The organism is Phyllobacterium sp. A18/5-2, assembly GCF_025452215.1.
Taxonomy (GTDB): domain Bacteria; phylum Pseudomonadota; class Alphaproteobacteria; order Rhizobiales; family Rhizobiaceae; genus Phyllobacterium; species Phyllobacterium sophorae.
The window spans coordinates 1416716-1438876 of the sequence record NZ_CP104966.1 but is presented as its reverse complement, the minus strand read 5'-3'; the positions used below and the strand labels follow the sequence as shown (position 1 = coordinate 1438876).

Here is a 22161-nt window from a genome sequence, read left to right as displayed (position 1 = left end):
GGGCAATACGGACGAGGTTCCTGGTCATTGGCCTGCCTCCACACGTGTCTCGATGTTCAACTCATAGGCATCTCCAGCCGCCTTCCAGCGTTCCCGTATCTCCTCTTCGATGGCGCCGGCTCGCTTGTCGACCAAGGGCTTTTCTGCTGTGGCCCGGTAGTTGATGCGCAATGTCGAAAGCTGTTCTTTGAGGATCGCGATAAGCTTGCCGAGTCCGTCGCTCCACTCCTTCAACAGCACCGTCTTGCGATCCTCGAAAGCCGCGTCGTTCAAATCGAGCGTCACAAGGTGGCCAATCGAGGCACCGAAGGAGAGCTTCGACATCTTGCCGGCCGTCAGCCGGATCACCTTCGGGTTTTCCGTTGTCATGCTGTAACCCGCCGGCAGCGTGCGCGTGTCGAGCTTCATGATGAAGTTCGAACCGATGCGCTTGTCGGGAAGCTCGGCGCAAGCCACGTGGAAGCGGCCGTGCTTGTCCGTCGTGACCAGAAAGCCCTTAACCGTCGCGACACGAACACCTGGCAGGCCCCGTTCGCCATCGTCCTGGTAACCGTTGCCGTTCGAGATCGTCGAAGACCTTGCCGACGACATCGCCGCAATCGAACACCGGATCGACCATGATCTCGATCGCCGCCGTCGCTTCTGGCGCGAGAATTTCGCCGTCTTCCTCGGCGGCCTTCGCCCGGTTGATATGCTTGCCCGGTTCGGCTGTGCTCAATGCAAGCAATTGCAGGCGGATCGTTACTTCGGCTTTCGGCCCAAGCATGACGGGCTGGAACCGGGCGTTGCGCCCATTGATAACGGGTATAGCCGCCACGCCATTGATCGTGGCCGAACCGTCGACGTAGCGGAAGCCTGACGGCAGCATGTCGGTGACGACTATCCGTCCGACATTGTCGGTATTATTATTGGTCACCTTGATGGTGAAAGGTGCCTTTTCGCCACGCCTGATCTGGCGCAGTCCGGCCTGCTTGGTGATCGTCACTTCGTGGTCGCCATAGGCCGCCGGGAGATCGAGCACCGAACGGCTTTCCGCGGATTCGAACAGTGTGCTCGTCACGCCGTCGCCGCTATACCCCAGCGCCAGAGCCTTGTTGACGGTTCCGCCTTTTACGGCCGCCCCCGCATCGATATCGGCCTGGGTGAGCTTGTAGGTTGCAGTGAATTTCTGCGCCGCGCCGGGTTCAACCGGGGACGGTGCCGGGCTGAATGCCGATAGCTTGCCGGTCCCACGGCGTCCGTTGAATACCGGGCCATCATCGGCCACGTGTACATCTTCAAGGACAGTGCCGCCCTCATTGGTCACCACAAATGTGTAGGTGACCGTTTCGTCGGGATCGGCATAGGTATTGCCGTTCTCATCGTTGAAATGGCCCGTCTTGACGAGAGCCAATTCCGGGCTTGCCGCAGCGAGTTCAATCAGTGCGGCACTCTCGCCGCTGTCCACATCGCTGTCCACACCCCCATCGCCAGGCGCTGCGGCGGGCGGAGCGGCGGCGGCCAGCACGTCACCGGAGGCCGGCACGTTTTTTGCAATCAGCAATTTTTCAGTTTTCGGCTCGATCCCCGCAAGCGAAGCCGACATGGTCGGTTTGGGTAACAGGTTGCCGTGGGCTTGCGCTTTGTTCAAGACCTTGCCGGCAGTGAAATCCGCCTGGGTCAGCACGTAGGTCGCGGTAAAGGTCGTCGTGTCGACCTGACCCGGTGCCAGACGGGGAATCGGGCCGCCTTTTATGATTATGCCAGGCAGGATGTCGGTAAGCGTGATGTTGACGAGCGTCACATTGCCATTGTTCGTTATCTTGAACGTATAAGGAACGACAGCGCCAGGCTTGTTGCCGTTCGGCTTGCCGATCTGCTTGAGGAGATCGAGCTTGGGCGCGGAGACAATGACCGTCTTGACCGTTTGAGGCGGACTTGTCACAGGCTGACCGGCGGGAGGAGTGCCTGTCGCACTCGCGGTATTCACCACTTGCCCTGCATCGACATCCGCTTGTGTCAGCGTATAGAGCGCCGTGAAGGTCGTGGTATCGACTGCACCCGGCGCAAGGCTGGCAATCGGTCCGCCCATCAGCTTGACCCCAGGCAGCGTGTCGGAGACAGACACATTGGCCAGCGTCACATTGCCGGTGTTGGTTACGGCAAAGGAGTACGGGATGGTCGCGCCGGGTACGTTGCCGGATGGTGTACCGGCGGTTTTCACGATGCTTAGGGCAGGCCCAGCTTCGACAGCCGCTACAGCCTCGCTTTCGGGACTGGTAACCGGCTTGTCACTCGACGGGTCGACCGACCCTATGGCCAGACGGTCCATCTTCCTGTAGACGCCGCTTGCCGTGGCGATATTCGACACTTTACCGGCATCGACGTCTTTCTGTGTCAGGATATATGTGGCGGTGAAGGTTTTCGCGTCACTTGCACCGGGGACAAGGCTGACGATCGGCCCTCCCTTAAGGACAATGCCAGGCAATGCATCGGATATCTTGATATCCGAGAGGGTTACATTGCCCTCGTTTTTTACCATGAACGTGTAGTCGATCGTGGCACCGGCCTGATTGGCGGATGGCTTGCTTGCGGTTTTAACCACGGTCAGTTTTGGCGTCGCATCGACACCGGTTGTGACCGGGTTTGAGTCGCGCGTGACGGGTGGTCCGGTCGGTGGATTGCCCGTGACGCTGGCGGTGTTCGTCACTCCGCCCGCATCGAGATCGGCCTGCGTTACCTTGTAGGTTCCGGTGCACTGCTCCACGCTTGACGGAAGCAGTTCCGCAACGGTGCATACCGTGGCAGGGACAAGGTTCTTGTCTGTGACGACAAGGTTCTTCAATGTCACATTGCCAGTATTGGCAACCGTGAAGTCATAGGTGACCGTTTCGCCGACGCTGGAGACCGACGGCTTGTCAGCTTTCTTTATGAGCGTCATTTCAGGTGCGGGCGCAATATCGACTATGACACTGTAAAGCCCACTGCTGATCTCCCGGCCGCCGCCAGGCGGGGTCCCTTTTGCCGTTGCGGCATTGTTGACCTTGCCGGCGTCGATATCCTTCTGCGACAGCGTGTAGGTCGCGGTGAAGGTCGTTGTATCGCTCTCGCCAGGTGCGAGGCTGGCGACTGGTCCGCCCTCCAGCACAATTCCCGGGAGAACGTCAATGATGTACACATTCGTTAACGTCACATTGCCGGTATTTGTCACCGCGAAGTTATACTTGATGATCTCACCGGGAGCCTTTTTCGATGGCTCGGCTGCGGTCTTGACAAGACTGAGCTTGGGCGATGCGGCAAGCAGGGCCTGGGCTTGGCTTTCAGGACTCTTGATTTCCTCGATGGTCTGCGGCGCCACTGGCCCGCCAATGACCGGCGTTCCTTCCATGCCCCGCTTGAATGTCCCTTTGGCCGTGGCCGTATTGTTGACCTTGCCGGCATCGATATCGGCCTGCGTAAGCGAATAGGTCGCGGTAAAGGTCGTGGTATCCCTTTCACCCGGTGCGAGGCTGGCAATCGGCCCACCCTTCAGCACAACGCCTGCAAGAGCGTCGGAGACAGCGATATTGCTGAGCGTGACATTCCCCCTCATTGGTAACCGTGAAGGTATAGTTGATTGTAGCGTCGACCGTGCTGCTTGACGGTTTGCCTGCCGTCTTGATCACGTTCAGTTTCGGCGCGGCGGCGGTGGGCGTGACCACCGGGTTCGAGCTAACATTCAACCGCAGTCCGGATGGGGGATTGCCGCTGACTACGGCCGTGTTGCGCACGCCGCCCGCATCGATATCGGCCTGCGTCACCTCATAGGATCGCGTGCAGCTTGCATCCTTTGCCGGCGCAAGCTCGGGCACCGTGCATATCTGCGCCGGAACCAACTTGTCATCCTTTACGGCGATATCCTTGACCGTGACATTGCCGGTATTACTCACCTTGAACGTATAGGTCAGCACTTCGCCGGCCTTGGCAATGCTTGCCTTGTCGGAGGATTTGACAAGTTCCAGCTTCGGCGCGCTCTCGACCGGCGTCGTCACATCGCTCGGCGGACTGGTCAGCGGCGGGGTGCCGGCGGGACCGGGCGGCGTCGCCCTGGCGGTGGCCGAATTCTTCACCTCGCCCGCATCGATATCCTTCTGCGTCAGCCTATAGAGCGCGGTGAAGGTCGTTGTATCCACAGCCCCCGGAGCCAGCGCGGCAAGCGGCCCGCCCTCCAGGACGATGCCCGGCAAAGTGTCGGCCACTGACACATCGGTCAGCGTCACATTGCCGGTATTGGTCAGCGTGAACGTATAGGCGATGGTCGAACCGACGGTGGTGCCCGACGGCTTACCCGCCGTCTTGACAACTGACAGTTCAGATATTTTGGGAATAGTCGTCGTGACTACTGCAGGCGGGCTGGTGAACGGCTTACCTGACGGCTGGGCCCCTGTTGCGGTCGCAATGTTGACCACTTGACCCGCATCGATATCTTTCTGCGTCAGCGTGTAGGCCGCCGTGAAGGTCGCCGTGTCGATGACACCGGCTGCAAGGGAGACCGGTCCGCCTTTGACGACGATGCCGGGAAGGGTGTCCGTGACAGTGACTCCGGTCAAGGCAATGGCACCCGGATTGGAGACCTTGAAGGTGTAATTGATGATCTCGCCAGCGACGAATTTCGCCGGAGCAATGGCAGTCTTCACAATCTCCAGGCGCGGATAACCAATGGTTACCATAGCCTTGTTGGAGAGCGTTCCAACAGCATTCCTGAAGGTATATTCAATGGGTGCCGGCGAGCCTGTGAACCCTGCAAGCGGCATAAAGGTCAACTTGCCGTTCAGATCATCATAGGTCCAAGTGCCCTCGCCCGGAACCGTAAAGCCAACCGTATCGCCGTTTTTGTCCGTCTTGATACCTGTTGCTCCAGGTGGCGCCACAAGACTGACCGACGCCTTGGCAAAATCCGTTGGCGGCGTCACTGCGGAAAAGGCCCCAGCCTTATCCTTCACCCCATCATTATCGAGAATCTGGATCGTCGACGGCGCACCGAGTTCCGCCTCGTGATTATCAGGCGTGGCCACAGGCGCGCGAAAATCCGAGCATTTGATATCGAAGGAATCAGCAGCGACATAGGACGGATTGTCTACCGAGACCTTGTACCCTTTGTTTCCCGTATGCCCCATACGGAATACGCTTGTAGAGGAATATGCTACCTCGCCGCCTGATACCGACTCGTCCTCATAGTTCTTGTCACCAATAAGGCTGAAGACTTCGGAGACGCCCGCGACTGTGCCAAAGTCACGTTTCAGTGTCGCAGCACGGGCGACGCGGGTGAAGAGAACAGGCGCCTGGCACAGGGGCACAAACAGGCTTTCATTGTTTGGGCCGTCGAGATCATTGTACAGAACATGAACATCGGCGACGACAGCAACGCCGCCCGAATCCGAGTTGATGTTATAGGTGCCGGCCTTGTAAATATACCAATCGATCCAGGCCGTGTCCTGATCGGCGGCGAATTCGCTGGGTTTGCCGTTTCTGACACCGAACGTATGGTCCAGTTTTGCGATCACGAGTTTGGCGACGAGATCGATGCCAACACCATCTACGGAGCCCGCATTCTTGTAGATGGCACGTTTTCCCTGTCCGGTGCCAACCGTTGTCGTTTCTGTGGTATCCGGCAAATCCACCAGAACAAGCTGACCAGCCGCCGCCGGCGCAACATCCAAGATCGACAGAAGCAGCACAAGGAGCAAAGCGGACAAAATCTGGAGACGGGATATACCTGTGCTTTCAGGTCGCGCGCAATGTGTCTTCAATTTGAAAATACCCAATCTGAAAATTGATCATTGAAAATCGAGAAATTACAACTTCAGGTAGTTATTTGGACAATATGAAGCGATCAAAATTGAAAAACGAAAAGAGAGCACTGGCACAACTGCAACTAACGCTATCAATTTGAATATATTAACTTATAAGTTGTAGTCAATCCGCAACTTTAGTTGTATAATTTTCAGCAATATTTGCAACTATGCAATTTTAGATTGTAATCACATGAATTTATTTCCAGAAAAGGCTGTTTCGTCAGTTGGTTTTAAGACGTTCTGCGTAGCGCTTATCACAGACGAGGTGGTAGTTCGTCGTTGCAACCCTCGCTCCGGTCAACTAATATATTAATTGAATTGGAGACATCATGGACACCCTTAACGCACCGAGGCATCTGCGCCTCCACGCCAGCGACAATGTCGTTGTCGCAGTCGACACATTTCAAATTGGCCAGAGCATTGAGGGGGTGGCGGTCACAGACCGCGTGCCGCGCGGGCATAAGCTCGCATCCCGGTTGATTGCCGCGGGCGAGCCCGTCCGCAAGTTTGGCCAGATCATCGGTTCGGCCTCGAAACGGATTGAACCCGGCGAATGGGTGCATGAGCACAATCTTAACTACAGCGATTTCGTTCGCGAGCCCGATGCGGCACACGCAGTCAACGCGAGCGGCATTGTGCCAGCCGAGCAGCGTGCGACCTTTGAGGGGTTCCGCCGGGCCAATGGCCGCGCCGGAACCCGCAACTATATCGGCGTTCTGACCTCGGTGAACTGTTCTGCCTCCGTTGCGCGCTTCATTGCGGAAGCCGTGCAGAAATCGGGCTTGCTCGATGACTACCCTATGGTCGACGGTATCATCCCGCTCGTCCATGGCGGCGGCTGCGCGCTTGACGTGAAGGGCGAGGGCTACGAAGTACTGAAGCGTACCCAGTGGGGCTATGCGACCAATCCGAACATCGCCGCAGTGCTGATGGTCGGTCTCGGTTGCGAAGGGTTCCAGATCGGACGTTGGAAAGAAGCGTACAACATTGTCGAGAGCGACACATTCCGCAGCCTGACAATCCAGGAGGTGGGTGGTACGCGCAAGACGATGGAAGCGGGCGTCGCCGCTGTGCGCGACATGCTGCCGACCGCGGCGAATGTCAGGCGCGAGACCATCCCCGCATCAGAATTGATGCTGGCATTGCAGTGCGGCGGTTCTGATGGCTATTCCGGCATTACTGCCAATCCAGCGCTGGGCGCTGCCGTTGATCTTCTCGTGCAGCAGGGTGGCACGGCTATTCTCTCCGAAACGCCGGAAATCTATGGTGCAGAACACCTTCTTATTGAACGTGCGTCCAATCCTGAGGCGGTACACCGTCTGCAATCGATCATCAGCTGGTGGGAGGATTATACTGCCCGCAACAAGATGGAAATGAACAACAATCCCTCACCGGGCAACAAGGCCGGCGGCTTGACCACCATCCTGGAAAAGTCGCTGGGCGCTGTCGCCAAATCCGGCACGACCCCGCTGGAAGCAGTCTATGGCTATGCGGAGCCGGTCACTGCGCATGGTCTCGTCTTCATGGATACGCCTGGCTACGACCCGGTTTCGGCGACAGGGCAGGTTGCCGGCGGAGCCAACGTTCTTGCCTTCACCACCGGGCGCGGCTCGGCCTATGGCTGCAAGCCGACACCTTCAATCAAGCTCGCGACGAATACGCCCATGTATAATCAGATGATCGAGGACATGGATATCAATTGCGGCGATGTTCTCGATGGCGTGTCGATCGAAGATAAGGGCCGCGAGATCTTCGAGCACATCCTGAAAGTCGCATCGGGCGAACGCAGCAAATCGGAAGAGCTCGGCTATGGCGATGCAGAATTCGTGCCTTGGCAGATCGGCGCGACCATGTAGGTCAGATTGTCAGCTGCTGCCCTTGAAAAACGGGAGCCATTGGCTCCCGTTTGCTTTTGCCGTTTGGCGAGCGTCAAGCCGTGGTCTGCTGTTGCTTGGCTCTCGCGACGATCTGCGTCGGATTGACGAAGCGAAGTGCTATCAGCAGCCATATGAGGGTGGTCACCATGTAGACCACCGCCATGGCGTCGATCGATTGCACGGCGCGGACACCGGCGGCGAACACCGAGTAGTAGAGCGCAACGACAAGTGTCTGGCTGGTCGGCCCTGCGGTCAGGAAGGTCAGCTCGAACATCGCGACAGTGCGCACCAGAACGAGCAGCAAGGCCGCGAGGATGCCCGGTAACAGCATGGGCAGCAGCACATGCACGAACAGCTGGAATGTGCCCGCACCGAACACCCGTGCCGCCGCTTCGATCTTGGGATCGATCTGTTCGATGAACGGATCATGACAAGGATCACGAAGGGAACCGTTGGCACCAGATTGGCAAGAACGACGCCCCAAAACGTACCGCCGACGCCCGCCTGATACAGCACTGTCGCTAGCGGAATACCGAAGGTGATCGGCGGTACCAGCAGGGGCAGAAGGAAAAGTAGCATGACCAGCTTCTTGCCGGGAAAGTCACGCCGCGCAAGAGCATAGGCGGCGGTCACGCCCAGAAGCCCGGAAAGCGCCACCACGGTGAAAGCTATCTGGAAGGTGACGATGAGAACGTCGCTGAGCTGGAATTCCGACCAGGCCGTGAAATACCAATTTGTTGTCCAGCCCGCCGGCAACCATGTGCCGAGCCAGCGCGTGGCGAAAGAGGACATGATCACTGTCGCGATCATGGCCAGGAGATTGATGACGAAAAAGGCAACCACGACCCATACGGCAGTGATCCAGAGTTTTGCGCCAATAGTGGTATCGCGGATCATGGTCAGCCCTTTCCGCCTGCGGTCGAGCCGCGATAAAACATGTTGCGTATGCCGAGCACCGCTACCACGATAAGCAGTTGAACAACCGCCATGATCATCGCAATTGCCGACGCCATCGAGTAGTCATACTGCTCGAACGCCGCCTGATAGGCAGCAATCGAAATGACACGCGTTGGTCCCGCGGGCGCGCCGAGCAGAACTGCCGAGGGGAATACGGCAAAGGCTTGGACGAAGGACAAACAGAAGGCGATGGCGAGGCCCGGAACCAGCAGAGGCAGCATTACATGGCGGAAGCGCTGCCAGCTTCCGGCGCCATGGGTCGCGGCGGCCTGCTCAAGTGCCGGGTCAACCCCTGAAACGTAAGACAGGGTCAGCAGGAAGGTGAATGGGAAGCCCGTGATGATCAGTGAAGAAAAAACACCCCAATAGTTATTGGTCAGCTTGACCGGCCGGTCGATCATGCCGAGCAGCATGAGGGTTCGGCTAAACCAGCCCTGCGGTCCGAGATAGTTCAGCAGCCCTTCCGCAACCAGCACAGTCCCCAGTGTTACCGGCAGGACAAGGATGGTCGTCAGCAGTCTTTGATGCGTCATCAGACGCACCCGGAAAGCGACCGGCAGGGCTATGGCGATGCTGATGATCGTCACTGGGACCGCCAACCAGAGCGTTGTCAGAGATCGTGTCGTACAAAAACGGATCGGAGAAGAACGTCCGGTAATTGGCAAAGGTGCCGCCCTCCTTGGGCGTGAAGGACAGGATCAAGCCGTAGATGAAGGGATAGATGAACACGGCCAGCAGAAAGAGCACCGCCGGCAGCACCAAAAGCGTGACACCGTCGATGCCGCGCAGCGCCAGGCGCTGGCGCAGCGAAATCCGGTGGTCGAGGGAATTGGAGGATGCGCTCGTCATTGCTATTACGCTGCAAAAGCCAGCGCACGCGCCGGATCGATGGTGAGCCAGATTGCACTACCGAGCTCAGCGGTTTGCGGGGCATGAAACACAAGTTCGAGGCCCTGCGGCGTGCGCGCGGTTCCAACAAATTCGCGGCCGCGATATTCAATGGTTTCGACGACAGCTTCCACTGCCTGATCAGAGCGTGTGCCGGCAACGACATCGTCCGCGCGAGCAGCGATAACGGCTGTGTCGCCGACCTTCAGTGAGGCACGTGCTGTTCCAGTCAATGTCGCATTGCCGACCGCAACGCTCATTCGATCGCCATCTTTGGCAATAACCTTGCCAGTCAGGCGATTGCGATAGCCCATGAATTCAGCCACGTCCAAATGGTTAGGGCGTTCGTAAAGATCGCTGGGCTTGCCTACCTGACGGATTTCGCCATCACGCAGCACGACGACGCGATCGGCCAGAGACAAGGCCTCATCCTGATCATGGGTAACGTAGACAGTGGTTGCGCCGAGCTGGTTATGGATACGGCGTATTTCGGCGCGCATTTCCAGACGCAACTTGGCATCCAGGTTGGAAAGCGGTTCATCCATGAGCACCAGCGGCGGCTCGATCACGATGGCACGGGCGATGGCCACGCGTTGCTGTTGGCCACCTGACAGTTGACCCGGCAGCTTGTGACCCTGCCCCTGGAGCCGCACAAGATTCAAAGCTTCTTCGACGCGTTTTTCGATCTCCGCCTTGGCGACCTTCCGCATTTTCAGGCCAAAGCCGATGTTCTGGCGCACCGTCATATGCGGGAACAGCGCATAATTCTGAAAGACCATGCCAAAGCCACGGTCCTCCGGCTTCAGCGTGTCGATGCGCTTGTCATCGATGAAGATACCACCACCCGTTGTCGAGAGCAGTCCGGCAATGCAGTTGAGTGCCGTGGACTTGCCGCACCCCGACGGCCCGAGCAGAGCTATGAACTCGCCCTTGCGAATATTGAGCGATACGTCCTTCAGCGCATTATGAGCGCCGAAAGCACGGCTCAAGCGGTCAAGGCGGATTTCATGGAATGGCGATGACGCAAGCAGCATCCGGCAACCTCATAGCTGGATGCCATCCGGGGCAACCCCCGGATAGCACCAAATCAAGCATCAATCAGGACTTCTTGCCCGCGACTTCTTCGTCCCAACGCCGGAACGCGACGACCATCGCAGACGGATCGAGCGGAATTTCCACCGGATTGTTGGCGATCCAGTCGGCATATTCCTTGCGGCCGAACTCGGCAATCGCATCCTGGCTTTCCTGCGGTGCCATGGAAAGCGGCACGTCCTTTACCGCCGGACCCGGATAGAAATAGCCCTTGTCATAGGTAAAGGCCTGCTGTTCCGGTGTGAGCAGGAAGCTCATCAGGTCGAGAAGCACGGCAAGCTTCTCATCGGCAATGCCTTTCGGCACGCACATATAGTGCGCGTCGGCCACCCAATGGAAACCTTTGAGCGTTGCTACAGCCGCTTCCTTCGGGACCACGCCGAGTACACGCGGGTTGATGTCCCATCCAGTCGTGGAGACGGTCATGTCGCGCGTCCCCTCGCCGAGTTCCTTCATCAATGCGCCGGTACCGGTCGGATAGTATTCGATATATTTGTGCAACTCCTTGAGATAGGCCCAAGTCTTGTCCCAGCCCTTCACAGGGTCATGCGGATCGGCGTCACCAAGAAGATAGGGCAGGCCCATCAGGAAGGTACGTCCAGGGCCGGAATTGGCCGGGCGCGCATAGAGGAACTTGTTCGGATTTTCCTTGGCCCAGGCGAGAAGCTCTTCCGCCGTGGCCGGGACCTTTTTCACACGATCAGGCATGTATTCGAGGAGCGGACCGGACGGGTAATAGGTGACGATGACGCCATGATCCTTGCCAAGCGCCAGCATGCGATGCGCAGGCTCAAGATAGATCGCAGCTAGATCAGGCAGGGAAGCTGAGTGGTCGGGCAGCAGCTTGACCCAAAGGTCCTGCTCAAGGCCGGCGGATAGTGCGTCGGTGCCGGTGAGGACAAGGTCGATATCGAGTCTGTTCGCTGCCTGCTGGGCTTTCAATTTGCCCGGAAGTTCCGGCGCCGGCGCCTTGGTAAAGGTGATCTTGGACACGAGCTCAGGTTTCGCCTTGGCGTAGTTTTCGATAGCCGTCTGGGTGAGCGCGAGATTGCCAGCCACGTCGGCGACATTCAGCGCGACGGGTGACGTTGGCAGCGCCAGCTTGGATTGAGCGAAAAAGACGCGTCGCCGGTAGCGTTGCGACAGCTGCCAGACCGCCAATGGCTTGTCTGCGTGTAATGCGGATCATGATTTCCTCCCTGTTGATTCCCAATATCCCGTTTTCAGGCATGACCGGGTTCCCATATCCGGTCGTTATCGAGATTTAATATATTAATCTATCAGATGGAGATAGCAAGGGCTTTCGCCTAGAGCGCTTTCCCCGCGACGGTTCGTGCCGCACCTTCCCGTAAAAGCCGCGCCAGGGCATCGCCGACGGTCCGGCGGAATTCGATGTTCCCGGGAAGGTCCTGTCCGAAAATCTGGTCAAGACCGAGATAGGCATCGAGAAGGTCGGCACTGGATGTCTTTCCGGCGGTGCGCTGTTTGAATTCATTGGCGAGCGGATCGCGCACATCAATTGCCTTTCCGGATTCATCGAAACCCGTTGCGTAACGCATCCAGCCGGCAACACCGAGAGCAAGACGGTCGAAGGGTTGTTTCTGCTCCAACCGCTTGCGGATCGTGTTCAACAGGCGCTGCGGCAGCTTTTGTGAGCCATCCATGGCAATCTGCCAGGTGCGATGGCGCAGTGCCGGATTGCAAAAACGTGCACGCAGTTGGGCCTTGTATGCATCGAGATCGAAGCCCGGGAGCGGCGGAAGTGTCGGCGATATCTCGTCGTCCATCATCGCTTCGATAAGCGCATTGAAGCCCTCGGCTTTCATTACGTCGGAAACGGTCTCATGGCCGGCAAGGTAGCCAAGATAGGCCAGCGTTGAGTGACTGCCGTTGAGCAACCGCAGTTTCATCAACTCGAAGGCATCGACATTTTCGACGAACGCCACACCGAACTTATCCCACGCCGGCCGACCGGTAGGAAAGTGATCCTCCACCACCCATTGCGTAAAGGGCTCAGTCATGATCGGCCACGCATCCGAAAGACCAGTCGCCTCGGCCACAATCGTACGATCGACATCGGTTGTCGCTGGGACGATGCGGTCGACCATTGTTGAGGGAAAGGCTACCTTGTCGCGAATGAATTTCCCTAACCCGGAATCGCGCAGCTCGGCAAAACGGATAACAACTCTTTTCAGGGTTTCACCATTGGCCGGAAGATTGTCACAGGAAAGCAGTGTGAACGGTTCCGTGCCATTATCGCGGCGACGGGCGAGGGCTTCGACGATGAAGCCGATAGCCGAGCGCGGCGTGGCGGGGTCGGCCAGATCGTGGACGATATCTTCGTGTCTCTCGTCCAGCGATGCGGAAGCAGGAGAATAACAATAGCCCTTTTCGGTTACCGTCAGCGAGACGATCCTGATTTCGGGATCAACCATCGCGGCAAGCACCGCTTCCGGGTTTTCCGGTGCTACCAGCACCTTTTCGATGCTGCCGATCACACGGAAGCTGTCGCCGCTGCCGTCGCGCGTCGCAACAGTGTAGAGACCGTCCTGCGGTGCCAATGCATCGCGCGTATCACCGCTACGCAATGAAACGCCGAGAATGCCCCATTTATTGTCGCCGCTGGCAAGAACACTGTCCGTATAGACTGCCTGGTGCGCGCGGTGGAATGCGCCAATACCCATATGGACGATGCCGGTCCGGACCTGGCCCCTACTGTATTCCGGTCGATCCACATCCTTTGCGAGACGATGGAGTGTGCTGGTTGATAGACGGTCGTGTTCGGTCGGTGTCATTCTTTACGCCTGCGATTGTTATCAAAGTTTGTAGGCTTCTTTTGCCAGCCCGTAAGCTAGATCATGCGCAATTTCGTGCGCCTCGTCCTCGTCCAGCCTATAGTCGGCGACGAGCCGCGCCAGGAATGCGCAATCGACGCGCCGGGCCATATCATGACGCGCCGGTATCGAAAGATAAGCACGCGTATCGTCATTGAAGCCCACTGTATTATAGAAACCGGCGGTCTCCGTGGTGAGCTCACGAAACCGGCGCATACCTTCCGGACTGTCATGGAACCACCATGCAGGACCAAGACGCAAGGCAGGGTAGTGCCCCGCTAGCGGCGCCAGTTCACGGCTATAGCTCGTCTCGTCAAGTGTGAAGAGAACAAGGGTCAGACGAGGATTGTTGCCGAAAGCATCAAGCAAAGGCTTCAATTCTTCGACATAGCTCGTCGCCTGCGGAATATCGGCACCCTTGTCCGTGCCGAACCGGTCGAGAAGCGCAGGATTATGATTGCGGAATGAACCAGGATGAATCTGCATGACCAGACCATCTTCAATGCTCATGCGCGCCATTTCTGTGAGCATCTGTGCACGAAACAGGTCTGCATCGCCAGCCGAAGCCCCTTTCAGTATGCGTTCGAACAGCGCCGATGCCTCCGCGGCGGAGAGATTGGCAGTGCGTGCATTGGGATGGCCGTGATCGGTGGAGGTCGCGCCCCGCGCCTTGAAATAAGCCCGGCGCACGCGATGTGCTTCAAGATAGCCTTGATAATCGAGCTTGGTTCCGGCGAGCGCCACGAACTGTTCGATATTTGTGCTGAAATCCGCACGCGAGGCGTCAACCACGGCATCCGGACGATAGGCGGGCACGACGCGTCCGCTCCACCCGGACTTCAGAATTGCGTCATGCGCGGCGAGATCGTCCGTTGCCGCATCCGTCGTGGAAATGACTTCAATTCCAAACTGCTCGTAGAGAGCACGCGGGCGCATCGACGGACTTGTCAAGCTCTCCGCGATACGGTCGTAGATAGCGTCCGCATTCTTCTCGCTCAGCCGCTCCTCAACGCCAAACACGGTCTGGAGCGCATGTTCGAACCACAGGCGTGATGGCGTGCCACGAAACAGATGCCAGTGCTTGGCGAAAAGCCGCCAGATCTTGCGCCCATCCGTCTCGACCGGTCCACCATCCCGGCGCGGCACGCCAAGATCTTCCAGCTTCACACCCTGCGAGTAAAGCATGCGGAAAATATAATGGTCAGGCTTCACGAACAGGCTGGCAGGATCGGGAAAAGCCTCGTCATTGGCATACCAAAGCGGATCTGTATGGCCATGCGGCGAAACAATGGGCAGATGCTCGACCGTGCTGAACAGGCGCCGGGCTATCCCGCGAGCGTCAGCTTCGATTGGAAAAAGTCGGTCCGGATGAAGCATCATTCTGCGTCCCTGCTGCGTCATTGATTGTCTGCTCGGCCGCGTGTGTGGCGAAGTTTCTGGCAGTCCAGTTTACGCCGCATGTGAACATTGAGCATCGATGATCTTGGCGAAGAGTAAATAATAATATATTAGTATGTCAACAGTCACCGTCGCGTTTGAAATCATCGCACAGCACGGGCTTTGGACTATGAATTTGAACGGAATTCCATCATTCAGGATGTTAACATCCGACATGAGGAAATGGAGCGCTGGAATGACAGCACAAAACCGGGGAGAAAAAAGCGTGGCCGCCGAGGAACCGGCAGCAATTGCCAGCGACGTACGCGCATCCGGAAGCCGTGGCGCTGCGGTTGTACGCGTGACCACCGCCACGGCTATCTACCGCGAACTGCATGCGGCGATCGTGTCCATGGAAATGACTCCCGGCACTCCGCTTAATGAAAAAGTCCTCACCGAACGCTTTGGCGTCAGTCGCACCCCGGTGCGCGAGGCACTTATTCGATTGGTCGAAGATGGCCTTGTCGATGTCTTTCCGCAATCGGGAACCTTTGTCGCCCGCATTCCAGTCGCGCTCATTCCGGAAGCGGTCGTGATCCGCCAGGCACTCGAGGGCGCAACGGTCGAGCGTGCTGCAATAAAAGCCACCGCAAAAGACATCGAACTTCTGGATGAAATCCTGGCCCGGCAACAGTTCTTGGCCGACCGGCAGAATATGAGTGCGTTTCACGAAGCCGATGAAGCGTTTCACGAAGCGATTGCAGGAATTTCCGGCCATCCCGGCATCTGGAATTATCTGAAACCGGTGAAGGTGCAGATCGACCGCGCCCGCCGCATGACGTTGCCGGCGCTCGGGCGAATGGAGCATGTACTGTCCGAGCACAAGATCATTCGCAATGCCATTGAAGCCCATGACGTTCCTGCCGCCTGTGCAGCGATGAAACAGCATCTGAATGCCGTCATTCCCGATATTGACGAACTGAGAAAGAGCAATCCCAAATCATTTGTCTGAATGTGGGATGAAATTCAAGAATTGACGGAGGAATGAATGCGTCAGGCGTGGCGATGGTTTGGCCCAAAAGCCGGTGTGTCACTCGATAATGTACGACAGGCGGGGGCTACCGATATTGTATCGGCCCTGCACGAGGTGCCTATCGGAGCGGCATGGACCGAAGCACAGGTACGGGAACGCAAATCCCTGATCGAAACGACACCTGCGGGCCGCACGCCGCTGACATGGTCCGTTGTCGAGAGCATCCCGATACCGGATGCAGTCAAACGCCTTGGAGGGGCAGCAAAACACGAGATTGCCGCCTGGATCGCCAGCATGGAAGCACTCGCTGCCAACGACATAAAAGTGATCTGCTACAATTTCATGCCGGTCGTCGACTGGTGCCGCACCGACCTTGACTATGTCACGCCAACCGGCTCGACAGCCATGCGCTTCGATCACAATACATTCGCTGTGTTCGATCTGCACATTCTGCAACGCAAGGGCGCCGAGTACGACTATTCCGAAGCGGACAGGGATATCGTCAGCGATCTTTATGAGGCTATGGGTGCGCAGGAAATCGCCGATCTTACCCGCAACATCGCCAGCGCCCTGCCCGGCTCAACGACAGAACCGCTGACCATCCCAGCGTTCCGCGACAAGCTTCGATGCCTATTCCGGCATCGACGCAAACCGGCTGCGTCAGCATCTGATCGAATTCCTCGAGGCCGTGACCCCTGTCGCCGACGATCTTGGCGTAAAGCTGACCCTGCACCCGGACGATCCGCCGCGATCGCTTTTTGGACTGCCACGCATTGCCTCGACCGAGTCGGATTACGCAGTATTGTTCGAGGCCGTACCATCGCCCGCAAATGGCATGTGCTTCTGCACGGGCAGCCTCGGTGTGCGTGCCGACAACGACCTGCCGAAGATTGCCCGGAGGTTTGCTACGCGGATCCACTTTTCGCACCTGCGCGCGACGACGCGCGAGGGTGATGGCCGCAGCTTTCACGAGGCAGCGCATCTGGAAGGCGATGTTGATATGGTCGCCGTCCTGCGCGAGCTTCTTGCTGAAGATCGCAAGCGTGACAAGGCAAACAGCATTCTGTTCCGCTCAGATCATGGCCAACGCATGCTCGATGATCTGAACAAGGATGTTACGCCCGGCTACCCTGCGATCGGCCGTCTGCGTGGCTTGGCGGAGCTGCGCGGCATCATCCATGCCCTGGATGCGAACGCACTGGCATAATCCCGATCACATTTTCAAAATAACGAACCCCGGTTCCCTGCGATCCGGGGTTTTCTGCACCAAAAGTATTAACTCATATTAACTATATCCTGCCGATCTAGCGGCCGCGCCCTATACCGTCCAATAATTCTGTCAATATTGACCACATTATCGCCATAGTTCGAGAACGTGGCACGGCATGTCCCGCGCCTTTCGAAGCAAATCCGATCACGTTTTGAATCATATTAAGACAAGTTTTTTGAGTAACTTGGCTCATCTTGCTGGCTGATCTAGGCAGTGTTTCCAGCACAAGACACCTCAACGCCACATTTCTCTAAAATAGAAGGAGCTACTCGCTCACGCTACGATCTACTTGCCCGGGGGTCAATCTTCACGCGTGTGTCTTCAGTCCGGCAGTTCTGCCACGGGCCATAAAAAGTGCGAATTTCAACATGGTCTCTTTTGCAAGTATCCGTACGGTACTTTCTGCATCCATTCTTATTGTGATGTTTGGTGCAGCATCAGCTAATGCTGGATCAGCCTGTGGCGGTGCTTCGTGGTATGCTTTGCATTCGAAGACGGCATCAGGTGAGAGAATGAACCCATCCGCTCTGACCGCTGCACATCGCACCCTGCCCTTCGGCTCCAAGGTCAAAGTCACCAACCAGCGCAACGGCAAGTCAATCGTCGTGCGCATCAATGATCGCGGACCATTCATCAAGGGCCGGGTGATTGACCTCTCGAAGGGCGCAGCCAACCGTCTCGGCTTTGTTGGCGCCGGTCACACCAACATATGCATGGCCCGCCTCTGACCCGATCTTGAAGGTCATGGCATTGACCTTGACCGATGAACGTGACATCGCCATGTGAGCATTCCTAATCCTGTCGGGGAGCGTTCCATGGCACTGAAAGTCGCGGTCCAGATGGACCACATCAATTCGATCCGCATTGGTGGCGACACCACCTTCGCGCTTTGCCTCGAAGCGCAGAAGCGCGGCCACAGTCTCTATCATTATACGCCGGACCGGCTGAGCATGCGCGACGGCGTGGTTTCGGCGCGCGTCGAAGAGCTTACCGTTCGTGACATCGAAGGCGATCACTACACGCTGGGCGAACCTGTCTCGCGCGATTTGTCGGAGATGGACGTGGTGTTGCTGCGCCAGGATCCGCCCTTCGACATGAACTACATTACGACAACGCATATTCTGGAGCGGATCCACCCGAAGACGCTGGTCGTGAACGATCCGGCATGGGTGCGCAACAGCCCGGAGAAGATCTTCGTCACCGAATTTCCGGATCTGATGCCGGAAACGCTGATTACCAAGGACAGCCAGGAAATCGCGGCCTTTCGCAAGGAGTTCGGCGACATCATTCTAAAGCCGCTATACGGCAATGGCGGTGCGGGTGTCTTTCATCTGGCCGATGGTGATCGCAATCTCACATCGCTGCTGGAGATGTTCGGGCAGATGTTCCGTGAACCCTTCATCGCCCAACGTTATCTGAAGGATGTGCGCGCTGGCGACAAGCGGATCATCCTGATCGATGGCGAGCCGGTCGGCGCCATCAACCGCGTGCCATCAGAAACCGATGCCCGTTCCAATATGCATGTCGGCGGGCGCGCCGAGAAGACTGAACTCACCGAGCGCGAGCGCGAAATTTGCGCGCGCATCGGACCGTCCTTGCGCGAGCGCGGTTTTATTCTCGTCGGTATTGATGTGATCGGTGACTACATGACCGAAATCAATGTGACGTCACCAACGGGCATTCGGGAAGTCAAGCGTTTTGGCGGAGCGGATATTGCCGCGTTGTTCTGGGACGCTGTCGAAGCCAAACGCAGGTAACGCGAACCGAGATCAATCTGTTCTCTTAATGTTCTTGTCATGCAGCGTGAAGTGTGCTGATGTAGCGTCATTGGCACTATTTCGTTTTAAGCGTTTGTATTTTCAAGGAAGATTTCATGGTCACCCGCGTCCGTACGGTCGCCTTTCAGGGTATTGAAGCGAAGCCTGTAGATGTGCAGGTGATGGTCGCCCCCGGAAAAATGGGAATGCACATCGTCGGGCTTCCAGACAAGGCAGTGGCGGAAAGCCGCGAACGGGTCCAGGCAGCCCTGCATGCATCCGGGCTATCGATGCCAGTGAAGAAGGTCACGGTCAATCTCGCGCCTGCCGACCTGCCGAAGGAAGGCAGTCATTATGATCTTCCTATTGCCGTGGGGCTTATGGCGGGGCTTGGTGCCATGCCGGCCGATGCGCTGCAAAATTATGTCGTGCTCGGCGAACTGTCTCTCGACGGGACGATAACCCACGTGGCTGGCGTTCTGCCCGCCGCAATCGCCGCCAACCGGCAGGAAAGGGGATTGATTTGCCCCGCTTCATGCGGTCCGGAAGCAGCCTGGGCCGGTTCCGATATAGATATTCTGGCGCCTCTGAGCTTGATCGGGCTTGCCAACCACTTTCGCGGCACACAGGTTCTGTCCCGACCCGAGCCAGCCATGCAGGCCAGTGCGACCGGCTTGCCGGATCTTGCCGAAATAAGAGGACAGGAAAGCGCACGCCGTGCGCTCGAGGTCGCGGCAGCCGGAGGTCACAATTTGCTCATATTATTTACAAAAGGCCTACTCCTGTTGCCAACACGTCTTATAGCCTTGGCCTGGTTCTAGTCCCGCTCTCGACTTCGGTGAGTGCAGGTACAACGGGACCTGCCCTTCGCAGTTGGGGAGTGCTATTCTTTAGGGAATTGGGTGTTCCGCCCCGCTTCAATTTGTGCCGTCGATATCGAATAACCAGTGACTTCAGAGGCGCGCCATCCTTCTTGATCAACCCAAGGTATATTGCACGCGTCAATTGCGAGTTCTGCCTGATTGACGTACTCGAGCGTCTTGAGGCATCGACAACACGTTGGTCGGCACTTCCGGAATCATCTTGCACATCCCAACCGGTGTCCTTGAGCGTCCACCCCTGCCTAAGGCTGTGATTACCGCCCTGAACTTGCCGACTCAATGATGAACGAAGCTTCCCCCGGTTTCACTACCGGTGGTTTTGCAGCCACAGTTTGATCTCGAAGGTTATAGGGAGTTCGGTTCGCCTGTTCTTTGCCATTGGCGTGCACAAACTCGGCAGAATGTGCTTGGATCGGAAGTTCGCGATAATTTCTTAGCCGCAGTCTGGGCGGCATCTGCGAAGGTCAGCGGGGTCCGCTACAACACTTACCATTGGACCAAGGGCGGCAAATCCCCAATGCCAGTTTCAAACTGCGGAACCCACTTGATAGTTACGATTTCTTCCCACTTGGGCAGATTCCGGCTTGCACTGACTGGCGTTGGCAGTTTTCTCAACAAATCCAAGTAGTCATGGTACTTCAAGTCGATGTAAAACTTGGTGAACGCGGCACGCAATTCTTCTCGCCTCGTAGGAACGTTAGGAATTGCCCTCAAAAGAATATTCTCAACCGAGCGCTGTGTGAAATGTAACTGTTTCGCGACATGTAGAATATCCAGCCCCTCGCATCGGGACACCTGGTGATAGCGTCCCATTCGGTTCAGTGTGGCCCTAATATTTATCATCGGCACAGTTAGTGGGGAAAATCCCAATTGAAGGGGCGAATGTGCCAGAGCAACTTCGTCGTCGTCGGTAAGTATGCCGCGCCTGTACAGGCGGAATATCATCCCTACTCCAACCATCCCGTAGATATGTAGCTCAGCAGCCCGTAACGCTCCCATGCTCGAAGAGCCGAAGACATCTACTCCCTTGGTAATCGCGTACAAAATTTCCTTGTGCCAGACCGAGGGCACTGTCCCAAAAAAACCGTCGACTATAGCTATCCGTTGATAGCCAGCTTCCACGGCCTGATAGACGCTTCCGAGGCTTGCGGGTGCAAATCGATCGATTCCGGCTGGCGGCGGATCCCAGCTTGCTGAGGGGCCTAGAAAGATGCAAGTTTTCACACGATACCTTGCTCTCCAAGAAATGACATCATCCTTTGACCAGGGGAATAAGCCTGCCTGTTAGCGCTCAATTCAAGTCCGGGCACGATGACCTGTACCACATGTATTGGACTCCCTTCCTGTGTCAGATCAACAACCAAACTGTCGCCCGACGCGTCCTTTTTTATTCTTTCCATAAGCCAATGAAGGGCGTCGTCTATAGACGCCAACTCAGGAGCCTCGTCGATCCTCCGATAATCAACAACCTCCGCTTCTTCACGAATGTACGATATGTATTTTAAGTTCACATCCAGATAGGTGGGAAGGAGGGATATGTACTTCTCCCAATACATGTCATCTCGCCCACCAGCGATATGAGTAAGTCGGCTTTGGAGCGCTTCGGTTATTGCTCTAATAATAGCAATTCTTTTGTACGGATGCGCACCATGTCCACCGGCGCGGGACGGATATGGGGTCCTCATAGTGGAGTCCCAAATCGAGCAAGTGAATGTTGGAACAGAAATATTGGTGGTAACATACCATATATTTATCTCGAGCCCCGCCATATGGACCTTCTCAATAATATTCCGGCATACATCGTCGTCAATTGTTTCTATCCTGACTTTTGTATCGAGTCCGACTGCCGTCAGTTCCTTTCTCAATTGCCAAAAAGCAAGCTGATCCCTTTCAATAACCTCTGATAGTCCGTGTACTATCGCTTCCGCTCGGGAATTCCCCGAAGCAAGTCCATTGGAGGTGGAGTAGAATATGAAGTCCTTCTCACAGGACACGAGGGAATCGCGATGAATCAATTCGCGTGGGACGTGAACAATCCTTTCTGTCACCTCGTTCTTTGCTGCGACCCACTCGATTTCACGCCTCACATCAAAATCCGCGTCGGATCGAGATCGGCAATGAAATTGGTTCAGCGAATTCAGCGCTTTCCGAGGCCTCTCCGATGGATACGCGCTTACCGCGTGGCAGGCAAAATTCTGCGTGATATAGCTCGATTGATTCCATCGCGGCAGAAATTGCAGCTAGCTCGTGAGTTATTCCCTTACCCTGAGAAACGGTGAGTGATCGAGATAACGGTCTTATCGCGCACCAAACAGGAACTCCTACAACATCTAACCCTGTAACATTCGCGACTCGCGTGATACCGAAGCCCCGTAGCAACGG

13 protein-coding genes and 5 pseudogenes are annotated in these 22161 nt (G+C 56.7%); 6 read left to right on the top strand and 12 right to left on the bottom strand.

Annotation, left to right across the window (positions count from 1 at the left end):
* Positions 1-24 precede the first annotated feature (24 nt).
* The 3 genes from N8E89_RS07170 to N8E89_RS07160 are packed head-to-tail and all read right to left on the bottom strand — an operon-like array spanning position 25 to position 5768.
* Positions 25-591, bottom strand: coding sequence for a hypothetical protein (locus tag N8E89_RS07170; RefSeq protein ID WP_262261576.1), 567 nt, complete (start codon positions 589-591; stop codon positions 25-27).
* On the bottom strand, positions 497-3571 hold the full coding sequence (locus N8E89_RS07165) for a CLIPPER-2 domain-containing protein (protein ID WP_262261574.1): 3075 nt from the start codon (positions 3569-3571) through the stop codon (positions 497-499). Before N8E89_RS07165 ends, N8E89_RS07170 begins: the two co-directional genes overlap by 95 nt.
* Positions 3474-5768: a CLIPPER-2 domain-containing protein gene (locus N8E89_RS07160; RefSeq protein WP_262261572.1), complete on the bottom strand. Its 2295-nt coding sequence runs from the start codon at positions 5766-5768 to the stop codon at positions 3474-3476. The genes N8E89_RS07165 and N8E89_RS07160 overlap by 98 nt, the downstream gene beginning before the upstream one ends.
* A gap of 374 nt (positions 5769-6142) precedes the next feature.
* Between N8E89_RS07160 and N8E89_RS07155 the strand changes: the two genes are divergently transcribed.
* On the top strand, positions 6143-7669 hold the full coding sequence (locus N8E89_RS07155) for a D-arabinonate dehydratase (RefSeq protein WP_106662250.1): 1527 nt from the start codon (positions 6143-6145) through the stop codon (positions 7667-7669).
* Positions 7670-7742: 73 nt separating this feature from the next.
* Here the strand turns inward: N8E89_RS07155 and N8E89_RS07150 are convergent.
* The 6 genes and pseudogenes from N8E89_RS07150 to uxaC form a co-directional block, all read right to left on the bottom strand.
* Positions 7743-8587 (bottom strand): annotated as a pseudogene (locus N8E89_RS07150) (ABC transporter permease).
* Positions 8588-8589: 2 nt separating this feature from the next.
* A pseudogene (locus tag N8E89_RS07145) lies at positions 8590-9496 on the bottom strand (ABC transporter permease).
* Between the two features lie 5 nt (positions 9497-9501).
* On the bottom strand, positions 9502-10569 hold the full coding sequence (locus N8E89_RS07140) for an ABC transporter ATP-binding protein (protein WP_262261569.1): 1068 nt from the start codon (positions 10567-10569) through the stop codon (positions 9502-9504).
* 64 nt (positions 10570-10633) lie between these two features.
* Positions 10634-11813: pseudogene (locus N8E89_RS07135) on the bottom strand (ABC transporter substrate-binding protein).
* A 121-nt stretch (positions 11814-11934) separates the two neighbouring features.
* Positions 11935-13422, bottom strand: a complete 1488-nt coding sequence (locus N8E89_RS07130) for a mannitol dehydrogenase family protein (RefSeq protein ID WP_262261567.1) — start codon at positions 13420-13422, stop codon at positions 11935-11937.
* A 21-nt stretch (positions 13423-13443) separates the two neighbouring features.
* A complete protein-coding gene (gene uxaC / locus N8E89_RS07125) occupies positions 13444-14841 on the bottom strand; it encodes a glucuronate isomerase (RefSeq protein ID WP_262261565.1) in 1398 nt (465 codons plus the stop codon).
* Between the two features lie 253 nt (positions 14842-15094).
* On the opposite strand from uxaC, the gene N8E89_RS07120 reads away from it, so the two are divergent.
* From N8E89_RS07120 to N8E89_RS07100, 5 genes and pseudogenes are all read left to right on the top strand, one after another.
* Entirely contained in the window at positions 15095-15850 is a 756-nt protein-coding gene (locus tag N8E89_RS07120) for a GntR family transcriptional regulator (protein ID WP_262261563.1), read from the top strand.
* A 36-nt stretch (positions 15851-15886) separates the two neighbouring features.
* Positions 15887-17078: pseudogene (gene uxuA / locus N8E89_RS07115) on the top strand (mannonate dehydratase).
* Positions 17079-17563: 485 nt separating this feature from the next.
* Positions 17564-17869 carry a septal ring lytic transglycosylase RlpA family protein gene (locus N8E89_RS07110; protein ID WP_245448574.1) on the top strand — a complete coding sequence of 102 codons (306 nt, stop codon included), beginning with the start codon at positions 17564-17566 and terminating at the stop codon, positions 17867-17869.
* 87 nt (positions 17870-17956) lie between these two features.
* Complete coding sequence (gene gshB, locus N8E89_RS07105) at positions 17957-18898, top strand: glutathione synthase (RefSeq protein WP_262261561.1); 942 nt, start codon at positions 17957-17959, stop codon at positions 18896-18898.
* A 116-nt stretch (positions 18899-19014) separates the two neighbouring features.
* Positions 19015-19674, top strand: a pseudogene (locus N8E89_RS07100) (magnesium chelatase domain-containing protein); the annotation flags it as partial.
* Between the two features lie 591 nt (positions 19675-20265).
* Here the strand turns inward: N8E89_RS07100 and N8E89_RS29280 are convergent.
* The 3 genes from N8E89_RS29280 to N8E89_RS29275 form a co-directional block, all read right to left on the bottom strand.
* Complete coding sequence (locus tag N8E89_RS29280; protein WP_410010362.1) at positions 20266-20850, bottom strand: TfuA-like protein; 585 nt, start codon at positions 20848-20850, stop codon at positions 20266-20268.
* 149 nt (positions 20851-20999) lie between these two features.
* Positions 21000-21911 carry a YcaO-like family protein gene (locus N8E89_RS07095; protein WP_262261858.1) on the bottom strand — a complete coding sequence of 304 codons (912 nt, stop codon included), beginning with the start codon at positions 21909-21911 and terminating at the stop codon, positions 21000-21002.
* A complete protein-coding gene (locus tag N8E89_RS29275) occupies positions 21868-22002 on the bottom strand; it encodes a hypothetical protein (RefSeq protein ID WP_410010361.1) in 135 nt (44 codons plus the stop codon). The genes N8E89_RS07095 and N8E89_RS29275 overlap by 44 nt, the downstream gene beginning before the upstream one ends.
* Positions 22003-22161: the final 159 nt, after the last annotated feature.